The 23495-nt window shown below is 56.3% G+C and carries 23 protein-coding genes; 13 read left to right on the top strand and 10 right to left on the bottom strand.

Going from position 1 to position 23495, the window contains the following annotated elements; genetic code table 11:
- Positions 1–219 precede the first annotated feature (219 nt).
- On the top strand, positions 220–759 hold the full coding sequence (ssb1, locus tag D8B20_RS01485) for a single-stranded DNA-binding protein SSB1 (protein WP_145886470.1): 540 nt from the start codon (positions 220–222) through the stop codon (positions 757–759).
- 76 nt (positions 760–835) lie between these two features.
- Here ssb1 and D8B20_RS01490 read toward each other — a convergent pair whose 3' ends face one another.
- Positions 836–1363, bottom strand: a complete 528-nt coding sequence (locus tag D8B20_RS01490; protein ID WP_145890337.1) for an isochorismatase family protein — start codon at positions 1361–1363, stop codon at positions 836–838.
- 126 nt (positions 1364–1489) lie between these two features.
- Here D8B20_RS01490 and D8B20_RS01495 point away from each other — a divergent pair, with 126 nt between their 5' ends.
- Both D8B20_RS01495 and D8B20_RS01500 read left to right on the top strand, forming a co-directional pair.
- Positions 1490–2320, top strand: coding sequence for an AraC family transcriptional regulator (locus D8B20_RS01495; protein WP_145886472.1), 831 nt, complete (start codon positions 1490–1492; stop codon positions 2318–2320).
- A gap of 74 nt (positions 2321–2394) precedes the next feature.
- Positions 2395–3348, top strand: a complete 954-nt coding sequence (locus D8B20_RS01500) for a DMT family transporter (protein WP_145886474.1) — start codon at positions 2395–2397, stop codon at positions 3346–3348.
- Positions 3349–4269: 921 nt separating this feature from the next.
- Here the strand turns inward: D8B20_RS01500 and D8B20_RS01505 are convergent.
- Positions 4270–4665 carry a transposase gene (locus tag D8B20_RS01505; RefSeq protein WP_145886476.1) on the bottom strand — a complete coding sequence of 132 codons (396 nt, stop codon included), beginning with the start codon at positions 4663–4665 and terminating at the stop codon, positions 4270–4272.
- Positions 4666–5192: 527 nt separating this feature from the next.
- Between D8B20_RS01505 and D8B20_RS01510 the strand changes: the two genes are divergently transcribed.
- Entirely contained in the window at positions 5193–6449 is a 1257-nt protein-coding gene (locus tag D8B20_RS01510; RefSeq protein ID WP_145886477.1) for an oligosaccharide flippase family protein, read from the top strand.
- An 8-nt stretch (positions 6450–6457) separates the two neighbouring features.
- Positions 6458–7408 (top strand): ATP-grasp fold amidoligase family protein, encoded by a 951-nt coding sequence (locus tag D8B20_RS01515; protein ID WP_145886479.1) that lies wholly within the window; start codon positions 6458–6460, stop codon positions 7406–7408.
- A gap of 54 nt (positions 7409–7462) precedes the next feature.
- Here the strand turns inward: D8B20_RS01515 and D8B20_RS01520 are convergent, their stop codons facing one another.
- Both D8B20_RS01520 and soxS read right to left on the bottom strand, forming a co-directional pair.
- Positions 7463–7744, bottom strand: a complete 282-nt coding sequence (locus D8B20_RS01520; RefSeq protein WP_145886481.1) for a YjcB family protein — start codon at positions 7742–7744, stop codon at positions 7463–7465.
- 243 nt (positions 7745–7987) lie between these two features.
- Positions 7988–8416 (bottom strand): superoxide response transcriptional regulator SoxS, encoded by a 429-nt coding sequence (gene soxS, locus D8B20_RS01525; RefSeq protein WP_145886483.1) that lies wholly within the window; start codon positions 8414–8416, stop codon positions 7988–7990.
- A gap of 95 nt (positions 8417–8511) precedes the next feature.
- Here soxS and soxR point away from each other — a divergent pair, with 95 nt between their 5' ends.
- From soxR to D8B20_RS01545, 4 genes are all read left to right on the top strand, one after another.
- Complete coding sequence (gene soxR, locus D8B20_RS01530; RefSeq protein ID WP_145886485.1) at positions 8512–8988, top strand: redox-sensitive transcriptional activator SoxR; 477 nt, start codon at positions 8512–8514, stop codon at positions 8986–8988.
- Between the two features lie 43 nt (positions 8989–9031).
- Positions 9032–9697, top strand: coding sequence for a glutathione S-transferase family protein (locus D8B20_RS01535; protein ID WP_145886487.1), 666 nt, complete (start codon positions 9032–9034; stop codon positions 9695–9697).
- A 290-nt stretch (positions 9698–9987) separates the two neighbouring features.
- Positions 9988–11337, top strand: a complete 1350-nt coding sequence (locus D8B20_RS01540) for an NCS2 family permease (RefSeq protein WP_145886489.1) — start codon at positions 9988–9990, stop codon at positions 11335–11337.
- 125 nt (positions 11338–11462) lie between these two features.
- Positions 11463–13112 (top strand): Na+/H+ antiporter, encoded by a 1650-nt coding sequence (locus tag D8B20_RS01545; RefSeq protein WP_145886491.1) that lies wholly within the window; start codon positions 11463–11465, stop codon positions 13110–13112.
- A gap of 82 nt (positions 13113–13194) precedes the next feature.
- Here the strand turns inward: D8B20_RS01545 and D8B20_RS01550 are convergent, their stop codons facing one another.
- A complete protein-coding gene (locus tag D8B20_RS01550; protein WP_145886493.1) occupies positions 13195–14082 on the bottom strand; it encodes a LysR family transcriptional regulator in 888 nt (295 codons plus the stop codon).
- A gap of 102 nt (positions 14083–14184) precedes the next feature.
- Between D8B20_RS01550 and D8B20_RS01555 the strand changes: the two genes are divergently transcribed.
- The 3 genes from D8B20_RS01555 (at position 14185) to D8B20_RS01565 (ending at position 15954) form a co-directional block, all read left to right on the top strand.
- On the top strand, positions 14185–14610 hold the full coding sequence (locus tag D8B20_RS01555; RefSeq protein WP_145886495.1) for a CidA/LrgA family protein: 426 nt from the start codon (positions 14185–14187) through the stop codon (positions 14608–14610).
- Positions 14603–15298, top strand: coding sequence for an LrgB family protein (locus tag D8B20_RS01560; RefSeq protein ID WP_145886497.1), 696 nt, complete (start codon positions 14603–14605; stop codon positions 15296–15298). Before D8B20_RS01555 ends, D8B20_RS01560 begins: the two co-directional genes overlap by 8 nt.
- A 110-nt stretch (positions 15299–15408) precedes the next feature.
- Positions 15409–15954 (top strand): YfaZ family outer membrane protein, encoded by a 546-nt coding sequence (locus tag D8B20_RS01565; RefSeq protein ID WP_145886499.1) that lies wholly within the window; start codon positions 15409–15411, stop codon positions 15952–15954.
- Positions 15955–15996: 42 nt separating this feature from the next.
- Here D8B20_RS01565 and D8B20_RS01570 read toward each other — a convergent pair whose 3' ends face one another.
- The 3 genes from D8B20_RS01570 to acs form a co-directional block, all read right to left on the bottom strand.
- Positions 15997–17649, bottom strand: a complete 1653-nt coding sequence (locus D8B20_RS01570; protein WP_145886501.1) for a cation acetate symporter — start codon at positions 17647–17649, stop codon at positions 15997–15999.
- Positions 17646–17975, bottom strand: coding sequence for a DUF485 domain-containing protein (locus tag D8B20_RS01575; RefSeq protein ID WP_145886503.1), 330 nt, complete (start codon positions 17973–17975; stop codon positions 17646–17648). Before D8B20_RS01575 ends, D8B20_RS01570 begins: the two co-directional genes overlap by 4 nt.
- Before the next feature lie 174 nt (positions 17976–18149).
- Positions 18150–20105: an acetate--CoA ligase gene (acs, locus tag D8B20_RS01580; protein WP_145886506.1), complete on the bottom strand. Its 1956-nt coding sequence runs from the start codon at positions 20103–20105 to the stop codon at positions 18150–18152.
- Positions 20106–20683: 578 nt separating this feature from the next.
- Here acs and gltP point away from each other — a divergent pair.
- The gene (gene gltP, locus D8B20_RS01585; protein ID WP_145886508.1) at positions 20684–21985 is read left to right on the top strand and encodes a glutamate/aspartate:proton symporter GltP; all 1302 of its coding nucleotides are present in this window, start codon (positions 20684–20686) and stop codon (positions 21983–21985) included.
- A gap of 131 nt (positions 21986–22116) precedes the next feature.
- Here the strand turns inward: gltP and D8B20_RS01590 are convergent, their stop codons facing one another.
- Positions 22117–22587 (bottom strand): hypothetical protein, encoded by a 471-nt coding sequence (locus D8B20_RS01590; protein ID WP_145886510.1) that lies wholly within the window; start codon positions 22585–22587, stop codon positions 22117–22119.
- A complete protein-coding gene (locus D8B20_RS01595; RefSeq protein ID WP_145886511.1) occupies positions 22584–23279 on the bottom strand; it encodes a hypothetical protein in 696 nt (231 codons plus the stop codon). The genes D8B20_RS01590 and D8B20_RS01595 overlap by 4 nt, the downstream gene beginning before the upstream one ends.
- Between the last annotated feature and the right edge of the window lie 216 nt (positions 23280–23495).

A 23495-nucleotide genomic window follows, 5' to 3' on the forward strand; every position in this document is an offset into this window, starting at 1 on the left:
CCTTTCCCGGATTGAGCATGGCCGATTGTGCCTTGGCAGCAGAATCGGCTGAAACGCATCATTATGGCACAAAAAATAAACTGAATAAATATCCAGTATTTTTGCTATCATGGCGGCTGCGAAAATCTGGAAGCACGCTCCAAAGTATCTATCTTAAAGAGGGACGTGTTAGAATTTGTCGTTTAGACTTACTGCATCAACTCATCGGGAGACAGCAACATGGCCAGTCGTGGCGTAAACAAAGTGATTCTTGTCGGGAATCTGGGTCAGGATCCGGAAGTGCGCTATATGCCAAATGGTGGCGCGGTAGCCAACATTACGCTGGCCACGTCAGAGAGCTGGCGCGATAAGCAAACCGGTGAAAACAAAGAGATCACAGAGTGGCACCGCGTGGTGCTGTTCGGCAAGCTGGCGGAAGTGGCCGGTGAGTATCTGCGCAAAGGTTCGCAGGTCTATATCGAAGGTCAGCTGCGTACCCGTAAGTGGCAGGACCAGAGCGGCCAGGACAAATACACCACTGAAGTGGTGGTTAACGTGGGCGGCACCATGCAGATGCTGGGTGGCCGTCAGCAGGGCGGTACCGGCGGTGGTGCACCGGCAGGTGGCCAGGGCGGCGGCAACAACAATGGCTGGGGCCAGCCACAGCAGCCGCAGGGCGGCAACCAGTTCAGCGGCGGCGCACAGCAGCGTCCGCAGCAGCAGAGCGCGCCGGCGAATAACGAACCACCCATGGACTTCGACGACGACATTCCGTTCTGATTATTCCCCGACGAATGGGTCTCAGCCCCCGCCCGTGCGGGGGTTTTTTATTGCCGCTTCTCCGGCAGGCAGGGGCTTAATGCGGTCGCCACGCCCGAAGTATCTCATCGCTGCTGTGAACCGCTACCGGGTTGCCCGGCATGATGAAATCGGCCCATATCTCGTTGTATTGTTGAATCTGCTGCTCGGCGCTCACCCAGGTGCGATCGGCAGTGGTGTGCGCATCGGCGGCAACGGTGATGTGATAGCCCAGGCTCACGCCGACTTTGATCGTGGTATCCACGCAGTAATCCGTGGCGCAGCCGCAGATCACAAAGCTGTCAATATCATGCTGCGTCAGCTGCGCGGCCAGATCGGTTTGCCAGAAGCTGTCGCACGCAGTTTTGGTAACGTAAAGCGCATGGGCGGGCTGTACCAGCTCGGGTACAACCTGCCACGCCTCTGTGCCAACCGTTAGCCCCGGCCCGGTATGCTGAATGAAAATCACCCGATCGGCGGCCGCGATCAGCTGGTTGATGCGCGCGCAGCGCCCGGCGCGGTCATAGCGTGGGGTCGCCAGCACGCCGTTTTGCATGTCAACGACGATCAATGTGCGTTGTGCCATCATCTTCTCCTCTCCTGATGAACGGTCAGTGTCGCCCCGCAAACCCGGGCAGGTAAAGCGATTCCGCTTTGCATTTTTCCCCCGCGCCGCGCATGCTTACTGACTCGTCTGACGTGGAGGTAAGCTGTGAACGTGGTGCCGGATGTTTTTCCCTGGGAGCAGGATCGCGCGCAGTTTCAGCACTGTGCTGAGCTGCCGGGCATTGAGCTTTATCAGGCGCACATCTCCCGCTATGCCTTCGAACCGCATACCCACGAAGCCTTTGGCATCGGCACCATTGAGGCCGGCGCACAGTGCTTCCGCTATCGCGGCACCCGCTACGTAGCGCCGCAGCATTCCCTGATCATGATGAACCCCGACGAGCTCCATACCGGCGAGTCCGCCTGTGAACAGGGCTGGCGCTACCGCATGATCTACATCGATCCGCAGCAGATGACGCGCTTAACCGGCGATCGTCACTGGTGGTTCAGTGACGCCCTGCGCACCGACGCGCAGCTGGCGCAGCCGATTTCTCTGGTGCTGGCCAAAATGTGGCAGGCGCAGAGTTCGCTGGAGCGACAAAGCCTGCTGCTGGAATTACTGGCGTTGCTGCGTCCGCTGGCCCATCAGGGCGGCGCGCGGCGGCAGGAGGGCGCGCACCGTTTTGATACGGTGAAGGCGTTTCTGCGTGAAAATCTGGCGGAACCGGTGCGGCTTGAGACGCTGGCGGCGCTGGCCGGGCTTTCTCCGTGGCATTTTCTGCGCAGCTTTAAACAGCACTTCCACGTCACGCCACATCAGATGCTGATGGCTTTCCGCTTATTCGATGCCAAGCAGCGACTGGCGCAGGGCGAAAGCGCAGCGTCGGTGGCTGCCGCCGTTGGCCTGAGCGATCAGGCGCACCTGACGCGGGCGTTTGCCCACCGCTATGGGATTACGCCGGGCCGCTTCCAGAAGCAGGTGCTGCCGGCGCGCTGACCGCAATCTGCTACAAGCTTTCTGCTGCGCCATCCGGCACACTGCCACGAAACAGCCATAAAGGAAGCTTTTCTATGTTTGCAGGAATTGTGTTTGCGCTGGCAGCGGGCATGATGTGGGGCATGATTTTTGTCGTGCCGCTGCTGATCCCCGAATACCCCGGTACGCTGCAATCCGCCGGCCGTTATCTGGCGTTTGGCGTGATCGTGTTACCGCTGGCGTGGCTCAGCCGCCGGCGACTGAAGCAGCTGGCGCGAAAAGACTGGATTGAAGCGGTTAAGCTGTCGCTGATCGGTAATCTGCTGTATTACGCCTGTCTGGCCAGCGCGATTCAGCGCACCGGCGCCCCCGTCTCCACCATGATCATCGGTACGCTGCCGGTGGTGATCACCGTTACCGCTAATCTCTGTTACGGCCATCTTGAAGGACGGCTGCCGTGGAAAAGGCTGACGCCGGCGCTGATTATCATCGCTGCCGGTCTGGTTTGCGTGAATGCGGCAGAACTGCGGGGGCAGCAGAGTGATTTCAGCCTGATGCGCTACCTCAGCGGGCTGGCGCTGGCGATCATGGCGGTGGCCTGCTGGACCTGGTATCCGCTACGCAATGCCCGCTGGCTGCGTCAGCACCCGCAGCATAAGCCGTCAAGCTGGGCCACCGCGCAGGGGCTGGTGACACTGCCGCTGGCGCTGGTGTTCTGCCTGCTGGTCTGTCTGCAGATTCACTGGCAGCAGCCCGCGTTTAGTTTGCCGTTCGGCCCACAGCCGCTGCGTTTTATCGTTCTGATGCTGGCGCTGGGATTACTCTGCTCCTGGCTGGCGGCGCTGTGCTGGAACGCCGCCAGTCAGCGGCTGCCGACCGTGGTCATGGGGCCGCTGATTGTGTTTGAGACGCTGGCCGGATTAATGTGGACCTTTATCTACCGCCAGAACTGGCCGCCCCTGCTCACCAGCCTGGGCATCGGCTGCCTGATTGTCGGCGTGATGTACGCTGTGCGTATCAAACCACAGCAGCTGGCGGTACTGGACTAAACGCAAATCCATGCGGCGGCTGTCCGGCAGCGGCCGCCATTTTCTCGCGCTTTTAAGAATTTGACCGGGTCTCTTTTCCCGCTGTATCGGGCGTACCGCGCCGCCATCCCCGCTGTTTATAACAAATGCCGGATTAACGAACCGGCTTTTAATTCCTTTTTTGCATAATTCCGCCGACAGGCAGCGTAAAGATTCGCGGCTAAGAAGCGCGAAAACGGATTAGCCCGAAGCTTAATGCTGCCTGAATAGCGAAAATATTCGGATTAACCCCAGGTTTAACGGATTGAAAAATCCTGTAACACGCGGTTTTTATTGGTTTATGGCACTGAAATCCTGCCTGGAAAAACCAATTAAGGGTGAAGCCTTTTGCCTGCCATTAAGAAAGATTCCCATTATGCTCCGCAAAAAAATATTAAACCGGGCAATGCATAAAAGCCGGGTGTTTCGCATCCGGTAAGGTTTTCAACCTTTATTGTTTAAAGGTGATGAAGTTTTCTGACAGGAAAATTCCTGGTGCTGAATGGATTAAACGAAGAAAGGATTAACGAATAATGATTTCTAAAGCGCAACGGACAGATCCACAGCAAAACAGAGGGAGTGTGCGCGCCGTTTTATCGCGTTGTTCATGATTGCTTAACAGAATGCGCTGCAGAATGAAGACAGGTTAAATAGTGATAAAGTAATAAACGAAGCGCCAATCTCACCGGAATGAGATTGGGCTGCGTCTAAAGGGCGTGCGGAGCGAGACTTTTGCTGGTGTGAATCGATTTTACCGCAAAAAAGGAAGCGATTCCGTGACAATATTCATCAGGAAAAAGTGGTGCGCAATGTTATGTGGCGAAAGCCGGATTAAATGATCTTCATCTCTTCTGGTAAGAACAAATCTCAGCATTAAGTCAAATAACATTGGTATCAAGGGCGTTAGCGATTATCTGAACCTGAAGGATAGTGGTAAACGCTGCGGCTGATATCCAGCAGGCGGCAGCTGCGACGGGTTCCGATGTCGAAGGTGGTTTGCAGGAAGTTAACCGCCTGACGCTTTTCATTCGTGGTAAAGAAGTTTTTCAGCACGCTTTGCAGCATCTCTTTGTCGGAGCTCAGGGTCTGAAGCTCACGCGTGAGATTCTGCAGTTTGTCTTCTAACTCTTTGATCCGACGGCCTTCCTCAGAGGAAAGTCCGGAAAACTTTTTCTTCCAGCTATAGAAGGTTGCCTCCGAAATGCCCAGCTCTTCACAAATCTCCCTGACTTTCACTCCCGTTTCAGAAGCTTTAATGGCATTTGTGATTTGCTCTTCGCTATATCGTGACTTTCTCATAAATGCTCTTACCTTTCTTATCAATTAATGGATGAGAATTACTGTATTAATATCTGGTACTGCAAAAACGGTATTAATGCAGTATTAAAGTGCGCGATTTGAATTGCGAGGGTTAAATTAAGATATTTGGAATAAATATCATCATGGGATAAATCTTATTTTATTCTGAATGCCATTGAACGCCTTCCTGGCTTTGGGTTTTTGCGATAAATTCATTCCATCCCAAATGCAGAAAAATACGACAATCATTGGAAATCCGGCATAGCCTGCTTGCTAAAATCACAGGATATGTCTGTAAACTTTTGTCCTGAATTCAGGTTGAAATCGTTTACATCCAGAGCACTTCGCGCCAGATTTAATCGGAATTTTCCTGAATGTTTTCGCTTAACCCTGATGTAAGTCTCATTTTTCGGACCAGCCTGGTCTGAAGTTATTAAATTTTGTCAGGCCCACTGTGCGCTTGTTAATTCACTTCATGGACGTTGTACCGAAAAGCAGTTGCTGTAAGTAATACTAAGGACCAGTCAATGAAATTGAGCGTAATGTCGAATGCCGCCTGGATGATGTCTGAGAAGATCGTCTCGGTTTTTGGCGTCATATTTGTGACCTCCTACGTGGCTAAAGCCTTTGGCCCAACTGTTTTTGGGCAAATGGCGTTTTCAACCTCGCTGTTCTCCATGGTGCAGACCGTGGCGATTTTTGGCACCGAAACCATTCTGTTTAAGCGCATCAGCAAAAGTGCACCCAAAGGACTGCGGCTGATGACCGTGGCGCGCACGCTGCGCATGGTACTGCTGCTGCTGACCTCCATCCCGGTATTGATTTGGGTCTGGTACAACATGCAGGAAAACTTCCTCGCGTTTGCGCTGGCCTCATTTATCTCGTCGGTATTCGTTACGCAGGACACGTTCAGCGTCTATAACAACGCCCGGCTGGCCTCACGGCTGAATACCGTGGCCAACTCGGCGGGGCTGCTGCTTGGCTTTGCCCTGAGCTTCACCATCGCCTGGCTGCACCTGAATCCGCTGTGGCTGACCGTGTCTATCGTGGTCGTGACGCTGGTGCCGTATGCCATCAAGCGTGCCAGGTTTTACCGGGAAAACCAGGATCTGGCCCCGCCGCAGGAGAAGCGCACGACCTATCTGCGCTACCTGATGTATGCCGGGTTGCCGCTGGCTATCTCCAGCATCTTTATCTCGGTACAGGTAAAAGCGGCGCAGATGTTCCTGGCCGGTATCGCATCCGCCCGCGATCTGGGGCTGTTTGCCGCCGCCAACACCATTTCGGCATCGTGGATTTTCATTCCGGTTGCCCTCATCACTTCCTGCTTCTCGGAGATTTTCCGCGAGCGCGGAGCGGCCGCCATCAAGCTGACTGCGCGGCTGAACGGTTATGTCATGGGAGTTTCATTGTTGTTGTTAGCGGTGATCGCCTTGTACGGCGAAAAAATCATCATCGCTTTATATGGTCACGAGTACACACAGTCCGGAAGTCTCATTACGTTACTGTCGTTAGCAACCTGCTTCTCGGCAATGGGAACCGTAGCTTATCGCTACATGGTGAAAGAGGGTGGCTTCAACTACCTGCTCAAAAAAATCATCTGTCTGATGGTGGTCAGCCTGCCGCTGTCTTACTGGCTGATTCAGGGCTACGGCATCATGGGTGCCGCCTGGAGCGTTTTCATCACTGAGCTGCTGTCCCTGACCGTAATGAATTACTTCTTTAAAAACGGCGTCATTCAAAAGATCCAGGTTTCCTCGCTCAACTACAAGACCTACAAATGAGGCCAGAAATGCTCAAATTTAAAGATGAACTCAGAAAAAGTGTGCAGTACTTCATCAAGAAGATGCCCTGGGCCTATCAGGATCGCATCTACTACTTTCACAAATTCCGCAAGTTGCCAAACCTGCGCGAGCCGAAAGTATTCAATGAGAAGGTGCTGTACCGCAAATTTGTCTACGGTGATTACCAGAACTACGGGCGCCTGTCAGACAAGTACTCCGTGCGCGAATACATCGCAGAGAAAGTGGGTAGTGAATACCTGATTCCTCTGGTGTACGAGACCAGCGATCCGCACTCGCTGCATACGCTCTCCAGCTGGAAGAACACGGTTATCAAACCCAATCACGGCTCCAACATGGTTGAGATCCTGCTGGAAGAGCCGGATGCGCTGAAAAAGCAGCAGATTATCAGCGATTGCCATCGCTGGCTGAAAACCGATTTTGCCAACGAGGCGCGGGAAATTCACTATCGCTACATCAAGCCGCGTATTCTGGTGGAGAAGTACATTGGTGACGGTAAAACCGCGCCGATTGACTACAAATTCCACATGTTCAACAAGCGAGATGGCAACTTTGAGTATGTGCTGCAGGTGATCTACAACCGCTGCAATCCGCTGCTGTCGATGAACTTCTACGTGAACAACCTCAAAGAGGCGTATCACAAAATTCGCGACACCGGGCTGGATGTCACGCCGATTCTGCCGCAGCTGGAGCACGCGCTGGCGCTCAGCAAGACGCTGGCGACGGATTTCGATTACGTGCGCGTTGACTGGTACATCGATGGCGAAAGCATCTACTTTGGCGAGCTGACGTTTACGCCTGGCGCCGGTCTGGTTACCGGACTGGATCGCGGATTAAATCAGATGATGGGTGATATGTGGATTCAGGATCGTCGCGGTACGCAGAGACCGGGCGTTGCGGTACCGGAAGTCAGCCTTCCCGCCGTATTGAAGAAAATTTGATCTCACACAGCAAAATAAAAAACCCCGCTTAGCGGGGTTTTTTATTGGCTGCAATCAGGGCATCGGCCAGTCAGCAGGTGCCTGGCTCATCGCCTCCACAAAGCTGGTTTTGGTGATTTCCATAAAATGGTTCACATTTTCCATGCTCAGCGAAATGCCCAGCAGGCCGGTGACAAACCAGCAGGACATACCAATCCCAATGCCGCCGCACAGCAGCGCCATGACCGGATGGCTCTTCTGGCGCAGCTTGATTTTCAGGGTGCTGGCGAAAAACATCATTACTGCGCTGAGCAGCTCCCAGCGCATCACAATGAGACTGGTGGTTAACGTAGCCATCTGCAACAAACCTCGTTCAATCAGTAATATCCCTGACATTCAATGGACATCACCGGCGGCAGAGAAGGAAGGTCAGGGGAAACCCTTCGGCCGTCTTAATACAGCGAAATGTGTGACTTTGGTCACATTATATCACTGGATTTGAAAATCTGAACAAAATTTATACCTGGTATGGCAGAGGTGAACGAAGCAGAGAAGGGGAAAGCGAAAGCGGGGAGCGCCCGTAGCGGGCGCAGAGGAGAATCAGCGCAGCGGGCAGCATTCACCGGTGGTGCGCTGCGCGAAGCTGGTCATCGTATCATTGCAATCAAAGTTAACCAGGCGCGGACGCTGCGCTATGGCCTGACGGCGCATGGCGTGACGATAGGCGGTTGGCGTCTGGGAAAACTGGCGGCGAAACACGCGCGAGAAGGTTTGCTGCGAGTCATAGCCGTACTGCATGGCAATATCAAACACCGGCCGCTGCGTCTGGCGCAGAGCTTCGGCAGCCAGCGTCAGGCGACGTTCGCGAATATAGCCACCCAGCGTTTGTTTCGTGACGGTACGGAACATACGCTGCAGGTGCCATTTTGAGTAACCCGATTTTGCCGCCACTTCATCAATCGACAGTGCTTTATCCAGATTCTGATCGATCCAGTTAGTCAGTGAATGAATGATTTCCTGTTGCATCATAGCCTCATCCTTCTGAAGGTTATCGCCTGGTGTAATTCGAAATTGTGTCGGGCTGGAGTATAATTCCTCAAGTTAACTTGAGGTAAAGGCCCGCAATGAAAAAAGAACGCAATTACCCGAAACCGGTGCTGACACCGGGCGAAGTGGCGAAGCGCAGCGGCGTGGCTGTCTCCGCACTGCACTTTTATGAAAGCAAAGGCTTAATATTCAGCACGCGCAATGGCGGTAACCAGCGCCGCTACAGCCGTGACGTCCTGCGCCGGGTGGCGATCATTAAAATTGCCCAGCGCATAGGCATTCCACTGGCGACGGTCAGTGACAGCCTGATGCATGTGCCGGCGAACAAGCGCATGTCGACGCAGGAGTGGGACGCGCTGACCCGGCACTGGCGTGAAGAGCTGGATAAACGTATCGAAACCCTTACCCGTCTGCGTAACGATCTGGATGGCTGCATCGGCTGCGGCTGCCTGTCGATGCGTGATTGTCCGCTGCGCAATCCCGGTGACCGACTGGCGCAGCAGGGGTCCGGTGCGGTGCTGCTCGATCCGGAGCAGGACGAGCAAAAACGCTGATCCGCTATACTTGGCAAAACCCCTGAGCTGCAAGGAACCGCGCATGATCACTGTTCATCATCTGGAAAATTCCCGTTCACACCGCGTGCTATGGCTGCTGGAAGAGCTGGCGGTGCCTTATCAACTTAAACGCTATCAGCGTGAAAATACCCTGCTGGCCCCGGAGGCGTTAAAGAAGGTGCATCCGCTGGGGAAATCGCCGGTGATCACAGACGGTAACCGCGTGGTGGCGGAATCCGGCGCCATTCTGGAATACCTGCAGCTGAAGTACGACAGCGAACAACTGCTGACGCTGCATGATGAAGACGAGCAGATACAGGCACGATACTGGCTGCATTACGCGGAGGGTTCGCTGATGCCGCTGCTGGTGATGAAGCTGGTATTTGCGCAGCTGAGCAAGAAGCCGGTGCCGTGGCTGCTGCGTCCGGTCGGCGCTGCCATGAGCAAAGGCATCCAGAAGGCGTGGCTGAATAAGCAGCTGGCGCTGCATGGCAGCGTGATCGAGCAGCATCTGAGCCAGCATCCCTTTTTTGCCGGTTCCCGCTTCAGCATTGCCGATGTACAGATGAGTTTTCCGCTGCTGGCGCTGCAGATGCGCGGCAGCCTGAGCGCCATGCCGGCAACCGCACGCTGGCTGGAGGAGATGCAGCAGCGTGCTGCGTGGCAGCGCGCCCTGCAACAGGGTGGGCCGATTCAGTTCAGCCAGTAACCGTTTCTTCTGCGGTGACCGGCCGGTATGCCAGCCGGTCACACGTGCTGCATAATCCGCTGCGTACCGGCTGGCACCCGCTGTATTCTCCCGTACGCCCGCGATTAAAGGTTGAAAACGCCGCCCCAAAGACCAGATAATCGTTTGCCTTTTTTCGCGTCCCCTTTTTGACGGGAATACGTGACCGCGTAATCGTTTGCCTGTGTGCTCTCTGAGCAACCCTCACCAGGAATCTGTGCAAACGGCGGTCGCGCGGCGACTTACATCTTAAAAAACGCAGAGGAAAAATTATGTCTGGCGAATCCCGCCCGGCCAGTGGAAAACTGGACGCCTGGTTCCGCATTTCAGCACGCGGCAGCAGCGTGCGTCAGGAAGTGCTGGCAGGTCTCACCACCTTTTTAGCGATGGTGTACTCCGTCATCGTGGTGCCTGGCATGCTGAGTAAAGCGGGCTTTTCACCTTCCGTGGTCTTTGTCTCAACCTGTCTGGTCGCCAGCTTTGGCTCTCTGCTGATGGGCTTGTGGGCCAATCTGCCGATGGCGATTGGCTGCGCTATCTCCCTGACCGCTTTTACCGCCTTCAGCCTGGTGCTGGGGCAGCATATCAGCGTGCCGGTTGCGCTGGGTGCCGTCTTTCTGATGGGGTTACTGTTTACCCTGATCTCCGTAACCGGCATTCGGGCCTGGATCTTACGCAACCTGCCCATGGGCGTTGCGCACGGCACCGGCGTGGGCATCGGCCTGTTTCTGCTGCTGATTGCCGCCGACGGGATTGGTCTGGTCGTGAAAAACCCGGCGCCCGGCCTGCCAGTGGCGCTGGGCCATTTTACCTCGTTCCCGGTGATGATGGCGCTGGTGGGGCTGGCGGCCATTTTTGGCCTTGAAAAGCGTCGCGTGCCCGGCGGCATTTTGCTGACCATCATTGCCATTTCGGTTATCGGTCTGATTTTTGATCCGGCGGTAAAATACCAGGGCCTGTTTGCCATTCCGAGCCTGAAAGATGCCAGCGGTCAGTCAGCCATGTTCAGCCTGGATATCATGGGCGCGCTGCAGCCGATGGTATTGCCGAGCGTGCTGGCGCTGGTGATGACAGCGGTGTTTGACGCCACCGGCACCATCCGCGCGGTAGCAGGGCAGGCAAACCTGCTGGATCATCAGGGGCAGATCCTCAACGGCGGTCGCGCGCTGACCAGCGATTCCCTCAGCAGCCTGTTCGCCGGACTGGTTGGCGCATCGCCGGCAGCGGTGTATATCGAATCCGCCGCTGGCACCGCTGCCGGTGGCAAAACCGGTCTGACCGCCATCGTGGTGGGCCTGCTGTTCCTGCTGATTCTGTTTATGTCCCCGCTGGCGTATCTGGTGCCGTCTTATGCCACGGCACCGGCGCTGATGTATGTGGGACTGCTGATGCTGAGCAACGTGGCGAAAATCGACTTTGATGATTTTGTTGATGCCATGGCGGGCCTGCTGACGGCGGTGTTCATTGTGCTCACCTGCAACATCGTCACCGGCATTATGCTGGGCTTTGCCTCGCTGGTGATTGGCCGCCTGGTTGCCGGTGAGTGGCGCAAGCTGAACGCCGGCACGGTTGTGATTGCGGTGGCGCTGGTGGCCTTCTATGCCGGTGGCTGGGCCATCTGACCCGGCGGATTCGTCCCTTTCTGAACCTGCGCCGCACATCGGGTTGCCCCGCAGTGCGGCGTTTTGTTTTACACTTTCCAGCGTAACAACTTCGCTTTAATCATTACGATTCGCCTAAGGAAAGCATGGAAATCTTCTTTACTATTCTCATTATGACGCTGGTGGTCTCGCTCTCCGGCGTTGCGGCGCGCATTCTGCCGTTCCAGATTCCGCTGCCGCTGGTCCAGATTGCGGCGGGGGCCCTGCTCGCGTGGCCCACATTCGGCCTGCACGTCGATTTTGATCCCGAACTGTTCCTGGTGCTGTTTATTCCGCCGCTGCTGTTTGCGGACGGCTGGAAAACCCCGATCAATGAGTTCCTCAGCCATGGACGGGAGATCCTCGGCCTGGCGCTGGTGCTGGTGCTGATTACCGTTGTGGGTATCGGCTACCTGATTTACTGGCTGGTGCCGGGCATTCCGCTGATTCCGGCCTTTGCGCTGGCGGCCGTGCTGTCGCCTACCGATGCGGTGGCGCTCTCCGGTATTGTCGGAGAAGGGCGCATCCCGAAAAAAATCATGTCGATACTGCAGGGCGAAGCGCTGATGAATGACGCCTCGGGCCTGGTGTCACTGAAGTTTGCCGTTGCGGTTGCAATGGGCACCATGGTGTTTACCTGGGGCGGGGCCAGCGTCGAATTCCTGAAAGTCGCGATCGGCGGCCTGGCAGCAGGGGTGGCGGTGTGCTGGCTGTATGGCCGTTCACTGCGTCTGCTGAGCCGCTGGAGCGGTGACGATCCGGCCACGCAAACCGTGCTGCTGCTGCTGCTGCCGTTCGCCTCTTACCTGATCGCCGAACATCTGGGCGTCTCCGGCATTCTGGCCGCGGTTGCCGCCGGCATGACCATCACCCGCTCCGGCATTATCCGCCGCGCGCCGCTGGCCATGCGCCTGCGTGCCAACAGCGTATGGCAGATGCTGGAGTTTGTGTTCAACGGCATGGTATTCCTGATGCTGGGCCTGCAGTTGCCGGAAATCCTCTCGACCTCGATTGCCCAGGCCAACGCCGATCCTAATGTCGATCTGTGGATGCTGTTCGCCGATGTCGCGCTGGTCTACGTTGCGCTGATGATCGTGCGCTTTGGCTGGCTGTGGATCATGAAACGCCTCAGCCTGCGCCTGCTGAAGAAGAAGCCGCTGGAGTTCTCCAGCTACTCGCTGCGTGAACTGCTGATTGCCTCCTTCGCCGGCGTGCGTGGGGCGATTACGCTGGCCGGTGTGCTGTCGATTCCCCTGTTCCTCAGCAGCGGTGAGCCCTTCCCGGCGCGCTACGAACTGGTGTTTATTGCGACCGGTGTGATTCTGTTCTCGCTGTTTGTGGGGGTGATTCTGCTGCCGATTCTGCTGCGCGGTATGGAAAGCCATGACAAAGCGGGCCACCGGCTGGAGATCCAGAACGCCCGGGCGGCAATGGCGGGTGTCGCGATCGAAAGCCTGCACAAGATGGAGCAGCGGCTGGAAAATGACACCGAAGAGAATATCGATCCGGAGCTGCTGAAAGAAGTCAGCCTGCGCGTGATTGGCAATCTGCGTCGCCGGGTCGACGGGAAAGATGACGTGGAGCAGGCGCTGTTTGCAGAAAATCTTGAGCGGCGCTTCCGTCTGACCGCGCTGCGCGCCGAGCGTGCCGAGGTTTATCATCTGCGCGCCACGCAGGAGATTTCCAACGAAACCATGCAAAAACTGCTGCGCGATCTCGATCTGCTGGAAGCACTGCTGATCGAAAAAGAGGCCTAGTCGCAAGCGCGGCGCGGCAGCAGCGGCGGGCGTGGCATATCAGCGATGCCCGCCGCTGCTTATTCCGCCGTCGCCCTCCCGTTTAGCGCGGCTCCGGCCAGTATTCCCGGCAGCAGGCAATCCACGCCCTGGCGCTGCGCGACAGATAGTGGCCTTCGCGCCAGATCAGGCCCAGCCGCCACTGCAACGCTGATTCCAGCGGCAGCCAGTACAGCGACTGCTGATCGAGCCGCTGGCAGATCGGCTCCGGCAGGATCGCCAGCCCCATGTCGGCCTGAACCATCGCCGCCAGAAAATCCCACTGTGCGCTGCGCACCGCGATATCCGGCACCAGTCCCTGACGCTGAAACGCCTTCATCAGCTGCCGGTTCAGCGAAAACGCCTCATTGAGAATCAGCAGCGGATGCTGCGCCAGCGCTTCCAGCGTCAGACTGCGGCGTGCCAGCCACTGTGGCTGACGTGGCACCAGCACGCAGAGCGGGTGGCGCATCAGTTCCAGCGTGTCCAGCGGCACATCCGGCTCAAGCGGCAGGGCGGTAATGGCAATATCCAGTTCGCCATTGAGTACCGCCTGCTGCACCGTCAGCCCGCCAAACTCCGCAATATTTAACTGCACACCCGGGTAGCGCCGGCGAAACGCGGAGATTGGCCCGGTGATCTGCATACCGACCATGGGCGGAATGCCCAGCCGCAGCTCACCGGTTTTCAACTGGGTAATGTCACTGAGCTGCGTTTCCAGCTGCTGAAACTCCTGCAAAATCGCCAGCCCGCGCTGATACACCGCCTGGCCGCTGTCGGTCAGATGCAGCCTGCGCCCTTCACGCAATAACAGTGAACAGCCAAGCTCCGCCTCCAGCTGACGCACCATTTTGCTGATGGTAGGCTGCGTCACGCAGAGCTTTTCGGCCGCCCGGGTAAAACTCTGCTGCCGCACCACCTCGGTAAAATAACGCAGGGCACGAACGTCCATAACTATTCCTTTCTGGCATGATTTGAATAATTTTAATTCATTTCTTTCACGCTTTGCGGCGGATTTATACTGACGTCCTGATTTCAGTAAGGGAGATATTACATGGCGCTTGTCGTCAGGGCGCACGCAACGCAGCTGTTCCGGCGCGTCTGCGTGCCGTTGCAGCTGCTGTTGTACATCGGCCTGTTTATCGCCAGCGACCGGCTGGTGAGCTGGCTGCATCTGCCGCTGCCGGCTAACGTAGTGGGCATGGTGCTGCTGCTGGCGCTCATCGTGACGCGCATTGTGCCGCTGCGCTGGGTGAAAGCCGGTGCCAGCTGGCTGCTGGCGGAGATGCTGCTGTTTTTTATTCCGGCCGTGGTCGCCGTGGTCAACTACAGCGATTTGCTGCGCAGCGAAGGCTGGCGCATCTGCCTGGTGATTGCCCTCAGCACGCTGCTGGTGCTGGCCGCCACGTCGCTGGTGGTGGATCGCCTCTACCGTTATGAACTGGCACGCGCCGCGCGCAGGCAGTTAACCCATGACTGATTTTGTTATCAGCCTGCTGTGTCTGGCGATCACGCTGCTGGTTTACTTCCTGAATAAACGCCTGTACCGGCGCTGGCGCACGCTGTTGCTGATGCCGCTGGTGATGACGCCGCTGGTGCTGGTGGCGCTGCTGCTCGTTACCCGTGTCAGCTGGCAGGATTATATTGCCGGGAGTCACTGGCTGATCTGGCTGCTCGGCCCGGCGACGCTGGCTTTTGCCGTGCCGGTCTATGAAAACCTGGCGCTAATCAGACGCCACTGGCTGTCACTCAGTGCTGGCGTACTTACCGCAACCTGCGTGGCGGTGTGCAGCTCGGTCTGGCTGGCCCGCCTGCTGACGCTGCCGGAAAGCATCCAGCGCAGCCTGGCGGTGCGGTCCATTACCACACCGTTTGCGCTGGCGGCGGCACAGCCGATGGGCGGTCAGCCTGATTTGGTTGCGCTGTTTGTGGTGATCACCGGCGTATTTGGGATGGCGGTCGGTGACGCGCTGTTTCTGCGCATTGCCATTAAACAGGGAGTCGCTAAAGGTGCCGGACTGGGTGCGGCTTCGCACGGGGCCGGTACAGCGCGCGCCTATCAGCTGGGCCAGCAGGAAGGCGTAGTTTCCAGCCTGGTGATGATGCTTTCCGGCGTGGTCACAGTGATCCTTGCCCCGCTGCTCAGCCATCTGCTCTGGACGGCCTGATCGCGCCGTCCACCCTGTTTTACGTAAATGTTTCCAAAAAAAGTTGTGTCCCGCCGCTGTGCTGTTTACCCTTTGCGCCGAATTGATGGTCCTTCATGGAGTGGATTAGTATGTTTAAGCAACTTGTTACCGGAAGCGTTTTAGGCCTGGCCCTGCTCAGCAGCGGCGCGCAGGCAATTGAGGGCAGTGTTGACGTGGGTGAGCACAGCACCAACCTGAACCTTGGCCTCGGCACCACTTCTCCGGGCCTGTTCCTGAAAGGCAACTGGCTGCGCAGCGATCACGACGGCAGCACCTATGGTGTGGGTCTGGGTTACAACATTGATGTGGGCGATCTGCGCGTGGCACCGACCGCGAAAGCGCTGTTTACCCATCCGGAAGATGGCCGTGACGGCTTTACGATGGCGGTGGGCGCGGGCGCGCAGTACACCTTTAACAGCATGTGGGGCCTGTACGGTGAATATTACTATGCACCGGAAGCGTTTTCTGATCGCCTCGACAGCTACCAGGAAGCCGCTGGCGGCCTGAGCTTCACGCCGGTTTCTCTGCTGAACCTGCGCGTCGGTTATCAGTACATTGAGCTGAATAACAAAGGCAGCCGTAAAGATAACGTGCTGGTAGATGGTCCGTACGTCGGTGCATCACTGCGTTTCTGACCGGTCAGCCAGGTGCGCACGCCGCGCACCTGGTTATTGCGCTTAGTGCGCTTTCCCCTGTGAAATGCCCACCCCGGTCTGCGAACGGATAAACTGTCCGCGGAACCTTGCCCGCTCCAGCGCACCCTGCGCGGAGTGATCTGTCACTGAGAACAGCCAGGTCCCGGCAAACGCCACCAGAATTGAGAACAGCGCCGGGTATTCATACGGATAAACCGGCGTGGCGTGCCCAAGCACCTGTACCCAGATTGTCGGACCGAGAATCATCAGCACCACTGCCGTCAGCAGACCCAGCCAGCCGCCCACCATCGCACCGCGCGTGGTTAGCTTCGACCAGTACATCGACAGCAGAATGATCGGGAAGTTACAGCTGGCCGCAATCGAGAACGCCAGACCGACCATGAACGCAATGTTCTGCTTCTCAAACAGAATCCCCAGCGCAATCGCCACCACGCCGAGCACCAGCACGGTGATTTTCGACACGCGCAGCTCTTCACGTTCGGTGGCCTGGCCCTTGCGGATGACACTGGCGTACAGGTCATGCGACACCGCCGATGCACCGGCCAGCGTCAGGCCCGCCACCACCGCGAGGATCGTCGCGAAGGCCACGGCAGAAATGAAGCCGAGGAACAGGCTGCCGCCAACCGCATTCGCCAGGTGCACCGCCGCCATATTGGTGCCGCCAATCAGCGCGCCGCTGGCGTCTTTAAACAGCGGATTGGCCCCGACCAGCAGGATCGCGCCGAAGCCGATAATGAAGGTGAGGAAATAGAAGTAGCCCATAAAGCCGGTGGCCCAGAACACGCTTTTACGCGCCTCACGCGCATCGGCGACGGTAAAGAAACGCATCAGGATATGCGGCAAGCCGGCCGTGCCGAACATCAGCCCCAGGCCAAGCGACAGCGCAGAAACCGGATCTTTTACCAGCCCGCCAGGCTGCATGATCGCAGCGCCTTTCGGATGCACCGCCATGGCCTGGGTAAACAGCGTATTGAAGCTGAAACCGGTGGCTTTCATCACCATAATCGCCATAAAGCTGGCACCAAACAGCAGCAGCACGGCTTTAATGATCTGTACCCAGGTGGTGGCGAGCATGCCGCCAAACAGCACATACAGCACCATCAGAATCCCCACCAGCACCACGGCAATGTGGTAATCAAGCCCGAACAGCAGCTGGATCAGTTTGCCTGCGCCCACCATCTGCGCAATCAGATAGAGCGCGACAACCACCAGCGAACCGCAGGCCGAGAGCGTGCGGATCGGCTTCTGCTGCAGGCGATAGGACGCCACGTCGGCGAAGGTATAGCGTCCAAGGTTACGCAGCCGCTCAGCGATCAGGAACAGAATCATCGGCCAGCCAACCAGGAAGCCGAGAGAGTAAATCAGGCCATCGTAACCCGAGGTGTATACCAGCGCGGAGATGCCGAGAAACGAGGCGGCGGACATAAAGTCGCCGGCCATCGCCAGCCCGTTCTGAAAACCGGTAATGTTGCCGCCCGCCGTGTAGTAATCGCTGCGGGAACGGGTGCGCTTCGAGGCCCAGTACGTAATGCCCAGCGTCGCGGCGACAAACACCACAAACATCAGGATCGCTTCGTAATTGGTGGCCTGTTTCTGTACCGCGCCGGTAATGGCGTCGGCAGCGAAAGCGCCCGCCGGGGCCAGCGCCAAGAGAGCAGAGAGGAGGCGCTTCATGATTTCACCTCGCTGACAATCTGCCGGGTCAGGCGGTCAAACTCACCGTTGGCGCGCCACACGTAAATGCCGGTCAGCACAAAGGAGACCACAATCAGCCCGACGCCAATCGGGATACCGCGCGTCACGCTGGTGCCGGCATGCAGCGGCGTACCGAGCCAGCCGGGCGCGAACGCGATCAGCAGAATAAAGCCCACGTACAGCACCAGCATAATCAGGCTGAGCAGCAGGGCGAAGGCCTGGCGCTTGTGCACCAGTTCCTGAAAGCGTGGATTATTTTCGATTTGTTGCCAGACAGCTTCCTGTTGGTTCAGGGCTTCGTTCATCACAGTTTCTCCAGAGGCAAAGCAGACAGAAATCTCACAAATGTGTGATTTAACCGGGTAAATCTTCTGGTTATATAGGGTGTGCGATGGTGAAAAGCATACGGCGTAAGGTGGGGGTGACGGAGAGCTGCCTGCCGGGGACAGGCTGATGCTCTCCGTCGGGTGAATGCCGGTTTATGGCATGGTGATCGACTGTTTCTCCTCCAGCAGTTTTTCGACCACGCCTGGATCGGCCAGCGTTGAGGTATCGCCAAAGTTGCTGGTGTCGCCCGCTGCGATCTTGCGCAGAATGCGACGCATGATCTTACCGGAGCGGGTTTTCGGCAGGGAATCGGTCCAGTGCAGCACATCCGGCGTGGCAATCGGGCCAATCTCTTTACGCACCCAGTTACGCACTTCGGTGTACAGTTCCGGCGACGGTTCTTCACCGTGGTTCAGTGTGATATAGGCATAAATCGCCTGGCCTTTGATGCTGTGCGGAATCCCCACCACGGCGGCTTCGGCAATCTTCGGATGCGAAACCAGCGCGGATTCAATCTCCGCGGTGCCAAGGCGGTGACCGGAGACGTTCAGCACATCATCCACGCGACCGGTGATCCAGTAGTAACCTTCTTCATCACGACGCGCGCCATCGCCGCTGAAGTAGCGGTTTTTGAAGGTGGAAAAATAGGTTTGCTCAAAACGGTCGTGATCGCCAAACAGCGTGCGCGCCTGGCCCGGCCAGGAGTCGACAATCACCAGATTACCCTCGGTGGCACCGTCCAGCGTATTGCCTTCGTTATCCACCAGCGCAGGCTGCACGCCAAAGAAAGGTTTCGTCGCGGAGCCCGCTTTCAGCTCGGTGGCACCCGGCAGCGGGGTGATCATAAAGCCGCCGGTTTCGGTCTGCCACCAGGTATCGACAATCGGACAGCGGCTGTCACCAATTTTTTTGTAATACCACTCCCAGGCTTCCGGGTTAATGGGTTCGCCCACTGAGCCCATGATGCGCAGGCTGCTGCGATCGGTACCGGCTATCGCTTTGTCGCCTTCTGCCATCAGGGCGCGAATCGCCGTTGGCGCGGTGTACAGCAGCGTGACCTTATGTTTATCCACCACTTCAGCCATGCGGCTGGGCTGAGGCCAGTTTGGCACGCCTTCAAACATCAGGGTGGTGGCGCCGCAGGCCAGCGGACCATAAATCAGGTAGCTGTGACCGGTGATCCAGCCGACATCGGCGGTGCACCAGTAAATGTCATCCGGATGATAATCAAACACATATTTGAAGGTGGTTGCCGCATATACCAGATAGCCGCCGGTGGTATGCAGCACGCCTTTCGGCTTGCCGGTGGATCCCGAGGTGTAAAGGATAAACAGCGGATGTTCTGCTTCCACCGCCACCGGTTCGTGCTGATCGCTGGCGCCGGCCATCAGCTCGTGCCACCACAGATCGCGGCCTTCGCGCCAGCCGGTGTCTTTACCCGTGCGGCGGAACACCACAACATTTTTCACGCTGCTGACGCCCGGATTATCCAGCGCGTCATCGACATTTTTCTTCAGCGGGATGGCGCGACCGGCGCGTACCCCTTCGTCAGCGGTAATGACCAGACGAGCACTGGAATCGATGACGCGGCCGGCGACCGCTTCCGGTGAGAAACCACCGAAAATCACGGAGTGCACGGCACCAATGCGCGCGCAGGCCAGCATGGCGACAGCGGCTTCCGGTACCATCGGCATGTAGATTGCCACAACATCGCCTTTCTTCACGCCAAGGCCGGTCAGCACATTGGCAAAGCGGCAGACGTCAGCATGCAGCTCCCGGAAGGTCAGGGTCTTACTCTGGCTGGCGTCGTCGCCTTCCCAGATGATCGCCGGATGATCGCCACGGGTTTGCAGATGGCGATCGAGGCAGTTGGCGGCCAGATTCAGCGCGCCATCTTCATACCAGCGAATAGCAATATTGCCCGGCGCGAACGAGGTATTTTTCACTTTGCTGTAGGGTTTGATCCAGTCGAGGATTTTCCCCTGTTCGCCCCAGAAAGATTCGGGATCGTCAACCGACTGTTGATACAGCGCCGCATACTGATCGGCATTAATCAGGGCATTCGCGGCGATGGCCGCAGGAACGGGATGCTTGTGTATTTGGCTCATGGCTGACCTCCTTGAAGCTGTTAATCATATGTCAATCAAAGGTTAATTGAAGCGCGTGCCGGGGCTTTGTTTCTGTTTTGCAGTCTGGATCACGACCTGGAATTCAGGCGAAAAACCGCGTTTTTTGCCTGCGTAAACAGGAAAAACCGGCGGGGTAAACCGCCACGGGAACGCCGTATCTGGCCGGTTGCCTGGTTAAATTAGCAGCAAACGCGCCGCGCAGCATCCAGGCAATATTGAATAGCTATGCGGAAAATTATTGAATTAACACTTTTCATAACAGCGGGTTATGGCTTTCGGGACGTAACAGCATTTTATGCTGCCGGGCTGTGCAGGATTTAAGCTATCGCCCCGGGGGTTGCATTTACCGCAGTGAAAATGGTACTTATCTCGCCCCTGTTCAGCAGGTACAACTCAGGCAGCATCATCACGCGGGCACGATATGCCAGCACGGCGGTACCGATGCAGTCTTATATAACCCTCTATTTTACCGGGCTTTTGCTCACTTCCCTGTGTGTCATTTCTTCTGCACCTTCGCAGCAGAGCAAAGGGGTTTTTGACTTAGGAAATAAAGCGTTATGAAAGGTTTTAAACTCACCCTGGCCTGGCAGATTTTGATTGCCCTGATTCTCGGCATTGTTGTCGGAACCGTGCTGCATAATCAGCCAGACAATCGTGAATGGTTAATCACTAACATTCTTACCCCGGCAGGCGATATCTTCATTCATCTGATCAAGATGATTGTGGTGCCGATTGTTATTTCCTCACTGATTGTCGGCATTGCAGGCGTCGGGGATGCGAAAAAGCTGGGTCGGATTGGTGTGAAAACCATTATCTATTTTGAAGTGATCACCACCATTGCCATTGTGGTCGGCATCACGCTGGCCAACGTATTCCAACCCGGCAGCGGCATTGATATGTCAACGCTGGCAACGGTGGACATCTCTAAATACGAAGCCACAACGGAAGCTGTGCAGGGGGCGCCACATGGTCTGGTGACCACCATTCTGTCGCTGATTCCGCAGAATATCTTCGCCTCGCTGGTGAAGGGAGACATGCTGCCGATTATCTTTTTCTCGGTGCTGTTTGGCATGGGGCTGTCGGCGCTGCCGTCTGAGCACCGCGATCCACTGGTCACGGTATTCCGTTCCATTTCCGAAACCATGTTTAAAGTGACGCACATGATCATGCGTTATGCACCGGTAGGGGTGTTTGCGCTAATCGCCGTCACCATCGCTAACTTCGGTTTTGCCTCGCTTTACCCGCTGGCGAAGCTGGTACTGCTGGTATATGCGGCCATTCTGTTCTTTGCGTTTGTGGTACTGGGCGCGGTGGCGCGCTTCTGCAAGCTGCGCATCACTACGCTGATGCGTATTCTGAAAGATGAGCTGATTCTGGCGTACTCGACCTCCAGCTCAGAGACCGTACTGCCACGTATTATGCAGAAGATGGAAGCCTACGGTGCGCCAAAAGCCATTACCAGCTTTGTGGTGCCAACCGGCTACTCCTTCAATCTGGATGGCTCCACGCTGTATCAGAGTATTGCGGCGATCTTTATTGCGCAGCTGTACGGTATCGATCTGTCGCTGACGGATGAAATCATTCTGGTACTGACGCTGATGGTGACGTCGAAAGGGATTGCCGGCGTGCCGGGCGTGTCTTTCGTGGTGCTGCTGGCCACCCTGGGCAGCGTGGGCATTCCGCTGGAAGGCCTGGCCTTTATTGCCGGTGTCGACCGCATCATGGATATGGCGCGTACCGCACTGAACGTCATTGGTAACGCGCTGGCGGTACTGGTGATCTCGCGCTGGGAAAACCAGTTTGATGCCCGCCAGGCGGAAGCCTACGAGCTGCAGCTGCGCGCGCAAAACGCCGGATAACCGTTCCCGCTCACTCCGCGTCATCACCGCAGTAAACCCGCCAGCCGGCGGGTTTTTTTATCTGCGGACAGGTCTGGCATGGAGAGGTTTTGTCTGGCGGCTTTTATTGGCGGATATTGCACAGGATTGCGTCAGAATGCAGGATTGAAACCTTTGTTCTCCGTCGTTTCGCTTTCCACTGAGGGTTTAACCACAACAGACACAATGAGCGTGGCGGGGTCTTTAAACGTGGCTACCGACAGCGATACTTCCGGCGCTGCGCTTGTCCAGCATGTGGCCTGGATATCACAGAGCGCTGATTTTTTATATCCCTGCTTCTCAAGGTAAGCCTCGATCTGGCTTTTATCGGTTGAACCCTGAAATTGCAGTTCGTATATCCGCTCGCCGGGCCCTCCAACGTTGGTATAACGGAATGTATAATCGTTCGTGATGCGCGGCAGGTTTTTCAGGATTTCCGGCGTATAAAACGCGTACGCCCGCTTATCCTTCTCTGTATATCTGGCGCTTTCTGCGAAGTTCATTGTGGCATAAGGCCAAACCCCGATTAAACCGGCAGCCAGCAGCGTTGATGCGATTAAGAATAATTTGTACCGCGTCTTCACAACATTATTTTCCGATCAAATCGTATGAAATTACCGTCAGCCGTTGCAATACCCACATTGCCTGATTTCCAGTCGCGATAGGGAGAGATAGTCTTCATGAAGCCGGGTAAATGTCCAGTATAGGGCTTAGCATCAGGAAATCGATCGGGATCCGGAAACAGGAGAGGCTTAAAGTTTTTGTTTTTCCAGCGACCGATTGCGCCATAGTGGTCCCAACGTTTTAACGCTTCTTTCTTACTCACAGGCTTCAGCAGTGGGAAAGGATTCATACATGACATCACGCGATAAAAACCTAACAGGTCAGAGACGAGATCCTCGCCGCTAAAACCACTATCCGTGATCGCACTAGTGGGAAATGCCCCCTGAAACCGTTCAAATTTTTCGGCGAGTGTCAGCATCATGGCCAGCGCTATAGATTGACGTTCAAAGTAAGAGCGCCCTTTTCTGATTCGCCAGCGAATGAATTTGCCGAGGCGTAAACCTGTTTTTCCATCGGCCATAGATTGTGAATAAGTAATATCATACGTCGATTCACCTGACGCTTCACCCGCGTTTATATTTTGCCATAGCCGGAGAATATCATCGCCCCGCGCGTGGCCGAGGTCTATCCAGCCCAGTACTTCAGTATAAATCAGGCCAGTGCGTAATCCTGCGGCACGGCTTCCTTCAACAATGTCGCTGCGTTTACTCATGCCTGCTCCTTTCCTGTCAGGACATCCTTAATCCGGATACCGCGCTTTTGCGCTGGCACAAAAAGGGATATTCATTTGTTCTGTTTTCTGGCATTCCGTCGATAAGTCTTGTCTCAAGGCAGAAAATCATTTGCTATCAGAAAGGAGGGCGCGTAATGCACTTTAGTGCGGAGAGTGTGTATGCCTTTCGGGTGCCATCCATCGCGGCACAAGGGG

Origin of the sequence: Candidatus Pantoea soli (assembly GCF_007833795.1) — a bacterium.
Classification (GTDB): Bacteria; Pseudomonadota; Gammaproteobacteria; order Enterobacterales; family Enterobacteriaceae; genus Pantoea; species Pantoea soli.

What these genes read in the sequence shown, in the direction of transcription:
- gltP (WP_145886508.1), top strand. Translation starts at nt 20,684, where the DNA reads ATGAAAGGTTTTAAACTCACCCTGGCCTGGCAGATTTTGATTGCCCTG.
- D8B20_RS01550 (WP_145886493.1), bottom strand. Translation starts at nt 14,082, where the DNA reads ATGGACGTTCGTGCCCTGCGTTATTTTACCGAGGTGGTGCGGCAGCAG.
- D8B20_RS01510 (WP_145886477.1), top strand. Translation starts at nt 5,193, where the DNA reads ATGAAATTGAGCGTAATGTCGAATGCCGCCTGGATGATGTCTGAGAAG.
- D8B20_RS01515 (WP_145886479.1), top strand. Translation starts at nt 6,458, where the DNA reads ATGCTCAAATTTAAAGATGAACTCAGAAAAAGTGTGCAGTACTTCATC.
- D8B20_RS01570 (WP_145886501.1), bottom strand. Translation starts at nt 17,649, where the DNA reads ATGAAGCGCCTCCTCTCTGCTCTCTTGGCGCTGGCCCCGGCGGGCGCT.
- D8B20_RS01545 (WP_145886491.1), top strand. Translation starts at nt 11,463, where the DNA reads ATGGAAATCTTCTTTACTATTCTCATTATGACGCTGGTGGTCTCGCTC.
- D8B20_RS01490 (WP_145890337.1), bottom strand. Translation starts at nt 1,363, where the DNA reads ATGGCACAACGCACATTGATCGTCGTTGACATGCAAAACGGCGTGCTG.
- soxS (WP_145886483.1), bottom strand. Translation starts at nt 8,416, where the DNA reads ATGATGCAACAGGAAATCATTCATTCACTGACTAACTGGATCGATCAG.
- D8B20_RS01575 (WP_145886503.1), bottom strand. Translation starts at nt 17,975, where the DNA reads ATGAACGAAGCCCTGAACCAACAGGAAGCTGTCTGGCAACAAATCGAA.
- D8B20_RS01540 (WP_145886489.1), top strand. Translation starts at nt 9,988, where the DNA reads ATGTCTGGCGAATCCCGCCCGGCCAGTGGAAAACTGGACGCCTGGTTC.
- acs (WP_145886506.1), bottom strand. Translation starts at nt 20,105, where the DNA reads ATGAGCCAAATACACAAGCATCCCGTTCCTGCGGCCATCGCCGCGAAT.
- ssb1 (WP_145886470.1), top strand. Translation starts at nt 220, where the DNA reads ATGGCCAGTCGTGGCGTAAACAAAGTGATTCTTGTCGGGAATCTGGGT.
- D8B20_RS01595 (WP_145886511.1), bottom strand. Translation starts at nt 23,279, where the DNA reads ATGAGTAAACGCAGCGACATTGTTGAAGGAAGCCGTGCCGCAGGATTA.
- D8B20_RS01535 (WP_145886487.1), top strand. Translation starts at nt 9,032, where the DNA reads ATGATCACTGTTCATCATCTGGAAAATTCCCGTTCACACCGCGTGCTA.
- D8B20_RS01500 (WP_145886474.1), top strand. Translation starts at nt 2,395, where the DNA reads ATGTTTGCAGGAATTGTGTTTGCGCTGGCAGCGGGCATGATGTGGGGC.
- D8B20_RS01555 (WP_145886495.1), top strand. Translation starts at nt 14,185, where the DNA reads ATGGCGCTTGTCGTCAGGGCGCACGCAACGCAGCTGTTCCGGCGCGTC.
- D8B20_RS01565 (WP_145886499.1), top strand. Translation starts at nt 15,409, where the DNA reads ATGTTTAAGCAACTTGTTACCGGAAGCGTTTTAGGCCTGGCCCTGCTC.
- D8B20_RS01505 (WP_145886476.1), bottom strand. Translation starts at nt 4,665, where the DNA reads ATGAGAAAGTCACGATATAGCGAAGAGCAAATCACAAATGCCATTAAA.
- D8B20_RS01520 (WP_145886481.1), bottom strand. Translation starts at nt 7,744, where the DNA reads ATGGCTACGTTAACCACCAGTCTCATTGTGATGCGCTGGGAGCTGCTC.
- soxR (WP_145886485.1), top strand. Translation starts at nt 8,512, where the DNA reads ATGAAAAAAGAACGCAATTACCCGAAACCGGTGCTGACACCGGGCGAA.
- D8B20_RS01560 (WP_145886497.1), top strand. Translation starts at nt 14,603, where the DNA reads ATGACTGATTTTGTTATCAGCCTGCTGTGTCTGGCGATCACGCTGCTG.